Raw genomic sequence first — 4755 nt, 5'->3', positions numbered from 1 at the left:
TTAGTGGCGTATTACTCAAATATTGTGGAATATTGCGATGCCACCTAAGTTAAGACAACCCCCCGGTAATGCGGACATATAAGTTAAGACTTAACACGAGTACATTGAAATCTGGTATAACCGGCAACGGGTGCCCAGTGCACTGGACTATCGCACCCCGCACGCGGTGTTGACCGCCGGAACAGACCCCACACCATCCTTGGGGACAAGCCAAAGGCTCTGATGTCCCGGGGGGGCGCGGTCAAGGCCGGCGTCAGCCGCCCCCAAGGGGCAGCCTTGACGGGGCGACCCCCGGACAGCGATAATCCGCCCGTACCCAAAGGATGGAATCCGTTCCATTTGTTTGACATTGCCGCGAATTTCAAGTGTCCGTGGACTTGACACAAGACCAGGATGGGCATTTTGACGGTGCTGGGTAAGGTCGAGGACCAGGGCACCAGGTCGTCCCAGACCGCCGGATCGTCGAGGTCTCGGTTAGGCAACTTCTCAAACAGGTACTGCAAATAAGCCCGTGGATTCAGCCCATTCTCTTTGGCGGTTTCCACGATACTATAGGCGATGGCACTGGCTTTGGCGCCCCGCGGGGTATTCGCGAATTGCCAATTTTTTCGTTTATGCCTCATAGAGCATAAACGAAAAAGATGGCTATTAGTCAATCGTAAAGGGCCACCATCCCAGGAGATGTCCGAGGCGAATCAAATTCGTTAGACTCGCTAGGCCCGTCACTACTCCCGTGGTCACCGACCAAAAGCGATGGGGATGCCGCGATAAATAGCGTATGGCGAGAAACCCAAAAACGACGCTCCCCACAATACTGGTCCACCAAGACATTCTCGCCCATCCTTTCTACGACGCAAGAGAGAGGCCTGCCCTGAATATACAATGCATCCCTCTCCCCGAGTGCGTCATCGACATCAAATTCTATTGGCCCGGGTCAATGTATCCTATTTGAATTTAGTCGGGGTCATTAGCTGTGATGGAAACCGGCACTACCCCAACGGCCAACGGAAAGTTAACGCCGAAGTTCCCCGTGGTTATTGACAGAATTAATCAGTGCTGCTGCGCCAGTGCCCATCGCGCCAACCAATCCGGCGATCATACCTAAATGCTCGATTCTCTACCGGCGCCTTCTCAAGGGGTGGGTAGAGCATCTCGATAGTGGTGCATCCGGCATCCACTCTATAAGATCCTGCTGTAAAAATCAGGATAGGTACTAGCCGATAGTAAAGGGCCACAATCCTAGGAGATGTCCGAGGCGAATCCAAAATAAGATGCTGGTAAGCCCAGCGACAATCGCCGGAATCAAGTCAGAGGTACGGTGTGACTGACGATAGAGGCGAAAAAAATGGGGGCCGAGCCAAAATCCCATGATAGCGCCCTCAATGATTGTTTCCCACACCATAATTACTCCTTTGGATGCTCTGGCATCTATTTTCATACTTGTACCCATACGATCTTCGCATGAGCAGGATGCTAACGCTACGAACGCCGGTATGAGTCTATAGTCCCGCGTTGCAATCGACGTTAATCGGGATCATTGGCGTTGAGCCAGACCGGAACGACGCCTAATACGGACGGAAAGTTTACTCCGAAATCTCCTCCGCTAGTGTTCACGGAATTCACCAGCGCACCAGTTCCCGTACTCGCAAATCCGACCAGTATAGATAATATACTAACGGCTGTAGAACCAGGAATAAACGAAAGGGCTGCTGCCGCTGCTCCGGTGTATGTGGCTCCTGCAGCGACTTTATTCAGCGCTTGTATGACCAGATTTGTTCCGGTGTTGTTCATCACCCACAATGTCCCATACCATTTAGAAACTCCTAAATAATATGGATTATTACTGATGTACCAACTGAATGCCATGTTTCCTGTGCTAAATGGAGCAACTATCTCCCCGTCTGTATTGGATGGGGCCCCAGGGAGTGTTGCTAGCAAACCTGCCGGTATGACGCCGTTGCTGACTGGCGCCGGCACCGTGCCCGCTTGCACCTCCGCATCGAAAGAGGTCATCTGCGATTCGACCCACTGGATTTGTGCCGTGGATAATCCATTGTCTCCCAACGTGGTAGCGCTCACGGTGACGGCGCCGTTGCTCGCTGTGGTCGCAGAGGCATTGGCCACGGCCACCGCCTGTGATAGCTGACTGGCCGTCAACGCGGTCTGGCCCACCGTGGTCGCAAGAGCATGAGGCTGCGTAAGATAGGGATGACGAGGAGCCACGCGAGTGGCGGAGGCCGTCATGGGAACGGGGGATATCGTGGTGGGCCGTGTCGCGGCAAACGCACTTGTGCTCATCCCGAGCAACGGTAACACGAGAAGGGCTCCTGCAAGACGTATTGCGGTGGTTGACTTCATAGAACACGCATCCTTTCTCATGGCGAAGCAGTCATCATCTAGAAAATTCAGTACAAACATTTCATTGGGTCGTGTTCGGACGGAGATTATACAATATTGGCACAAATACGAGCTTCCGCGACTTCAAATCGGATGGTCGAACGTAACAAACCAGGGGTTACAGCGCTCGGATGTCGGATTATCCTCCAAAGCCGGGGTCGGTAATTTCGAACCCAGTAGACGGGGGGAGCGCTATCGAAATCGGGGTTATCGTCTGCGAGCCCGACGCGAGCGGAACGGCCGACACACCCACTAACGCGATACCCGAAAACAAGACGGAGCACAGCGCCCCAAGAATGAACCATCGCTGCCACATACAAATCCCTCCTATTATTTGAAGAACCGACGGTTGTTGGACCATCCTTGAGTTGACGGTATCCCAATTTAACGATGCACAGTGTGCAATCTCTGCACACTTGTGCATGATCCGTGGAGGCATGCACTATGGAGACAACCCGGGGTCGTGCGATTAAAGCCGCGCGGCAACAACAGCATTTGTCCCAGGAAGCGCTCGCGAGCGGTATTTGCGACCGTTCCACGATTAGTCGGATTGAGCGGGGAACCTATGAACCGCTTCCCGATTTATGGGAACGCCTAGCCGAACGGTTAAACCTGCCGCGGGCTTATCCGGCTCGGGATAGCACGGGAAAGGCGACCATGGCCCCGCCATCGACGGTCAAACACATTCGCCTGGCGTTGCTGGCGAAGCACTATGATGATGCCAGTCAGACCGCGCTCACGGCGCTATGGGCCTTGTTAGAGTCCGGGAGCATTGAATCCGCCATGGATTTAGGAAGGCGCATCGTAACGGCGGTCACTGTGAGCCAATGGGGGCACGAACAAGAATGGGTGGCGGTCCTTTCTGCCCTGCTCTTCCATCAGGTGAATCGCCAAGCCTATCATGAAGTGTTCCGCTTGGGATTGCTGTTGCAACAGGTGAACGGTCAGCTCGAGCACTATGAGGACATTCTGATGATGAACCGCATTTTGTTGACATTTAATCCACCGCGGCGCGTGCGAACGGAGTTGATGATTGGCATGGGCACCGCGTATCTGCGACAGAAACAATTCGGGGAAGCCTTCGTGACATTTCAGCAGACGATGGAGGATATGACGGGGTCTGACGATGGCATCAACGATGCGAAAATACTCCACGGACTGAGCGCCGCGCATTTGGGTTTAGGGAATTGGGATACGGCGGCACGCACAGCCACTCGTGCCTCCGTGTATTATCGATCCTTAGCACACGAGTTCTATTGGCTCGCCCATCAAAATTGGGGGCGCGCACTGTTGCAAGGATCCAAGAATCGTTCGGCGGGTATCGAGGCTTTGCAAGCCTGTGCAGATCATTGGCAGCATCAACAACGGCATCAAGAATATTTATCGGTCCAAGAAGATCTGTTTATCGGCAGTTACGGGATAGATTCGGGCGTAGCGCGCAACAGTCTGGACGCCGCATTGGCGGTCGTGCAGAGGCACCCGCTGACCCTCCCACGCGGGTTTGAGGTGTCGCTATCACAAGGGAACCCCACAGCGGAATAAGAGACCCTTTCCTAGGTATACTTCTTACGTGACGTTCGGCCGCTCCGCTTGGGCGGCTCCGGGGCCTCTTGGCTCGACGAGGCCTTAGAACGCGAATTCTCCGCCGTCGTGGGGACTTCTACATTGACCGTCAACAACACTTTATCCGACGGATAGCTCTCGACCAGGGCCGCCAGGCAATTGAGCAAGTCGTCCGCTTCGCGTCGCGTCATCGGTTTATCGGTTAACGGAAAATAGGGTCGTGAGGGCATAACCAGACACCTCCTTGAACGAACACCGTATAAAAATCCCCCTCCGAAGAAGGGGGAATACGTTCATGGTCGACTATTGACCGTCGATCGCGTCGCGCTGAGCACTTTCTTTCATCGCCCGTTCCCAATCCCGTCGCGTTAAAATCATTTCCGTTTTGGCGGCGGCACCGGTCTGGATAGCCGTACCGTCACCGAACTGACCTCACTCCGATCGTCGTCAGGCTTGGACCGATGAATCAAATTAGCGAGCCATTTGATCATCCGACGCCGCCTCCTCCCAGTTTTCCTGACTCAATTGTATCACGATCGGTTGAAGGATGGAGATTTCCCAAAGAGGCACGATCGTCATTAAATGACTCATTAACCGCTCTTTGGTAGCCCGACTCATAAACACGCGCCAATCGAGTGTAATGACAAAAGCCACCCGCCAGCTATTCAGATTTCGGATCGACAGAAAAGAACGAAAGCTGTAGTGCTTCTTTTCTTCTGATAGCGATACGGTGATATTCGCCGTGGCTCGTCGACGTCCCTGCTTATGACACGTGGAAGTTACTGGCAACCACGC

General features: G+C 53.8%; 7 protein-coding genes and 1 pseudogene. 1 reads left to right on the top strand and 7 read right to left on the bottom strand.

Annotation, left to right across the window (positions count from 1 at the left end; genetic code table 11):
* Window positions 1–413 precede the first annotated feature (413 nt).
* The 5 genes and pseudogenes from ACOJWD_RS06380 to ACOJWD_RS06360 form a co-directional block, all read right to left on the bottom strand.
* Window positions 414–611: pseudogene (locus ACOJWD_RS06380) on the bottom strand (transposase domain-containing protein); the annotation flags it as partial.
* A 37-nt stretch (window positions 612–648) separates the two neighbouring features.
* Window positions 649–831 (bottom strand): hypothetical protein, encoded by a 183-nt coding sequence (locus tag ACOJWD_RS06375; RefSeq protein WP_486992388.1) that lies wholly within the window; start codon window positions 829–831, stop codon window positions 649–651.
* 382 nt (window positions 832–1213) lie between these two features.
* Window positions 1214–1399 (bottom strand): hypothetical protein, encoded by a 186-nt coding sequence (locus tag ACOJWD_RS06370; protein ID WP_486992387.1) that lies wholly within the window; start codon window positions 1397–1399, stop codon window positions 1214–1216.
* Between the two features lie 125 nt (window positions 1400–1524).
* A complete protein-coding gene (locus ACOJWD_RS06365; protein ID WP_486992386.1) occupies window positions 1525–2358 on the bottom strand; it encodes a hypothetical protein in 834 nt (277 codons plus the stop codon).
* A 178-nt stretch (window positions 2359–2536) separates the two neighbouring features.
* Entirely contained in the window at window positions 2537–2713 is a 177-nt protein-coding gene (locus tag ACOJWD_RS06360) for a hypothetical protein (RefSeq protein WP_486992385.1), read from the bottom strand.
* 128 nt (window positions 2714–2841) lie between these two features.
* Here ACOJWD_RS06360 and ACOJWD_RS06355 point away from each other — a divergent pair, with 128 nt between their 5' ends.
* A complete protein-coding gene (locus tag ACOJWD_RS06355) occupies window positions 2842–3939 on the top strand; it encodes a helix-turn-helix transcriptional regulator (protein ID WP_486992384.1) in 1098 nt (365 codons plus the stop codon).
* Between the two features lie 11 nt (window positions 3940–3950).
* On the opposite strand, the gene ACOJWD_RS06350 is transcribed toward ACOJWD_RS06355, so the two are convergent.
* Both ACOJWD_RS06350 and ACOJWD_RS06345 read right to left on the bottom strand, forming a co-directional pair.
* Complete coding sequence (locus tag ACOJWD_RS06350) at window positions 3951–4190, bottom strand: hypothetical protein (protein WP_486992383.1); 240 nt, start codon at window positions 4188–4190, stop codon at window positions 3951–3953.
* Window positions 4191–4431: 241 nt separating this feature from the next.
* The coding region (locus tag ACOJWD_RS06345) for a hypothetical protein (RefSeq protein ID WP_486992382.1) at window positions 4432–4755 on the bottom strand (324 nt) is incomplete at its 5' end.

It is taken from the genome of Sulfobacillus sp. TH-112 (assembly GCF_057473405.1).
This window is presented reverse-complemented; position numbering and strand designations above follow the sequence as displayed.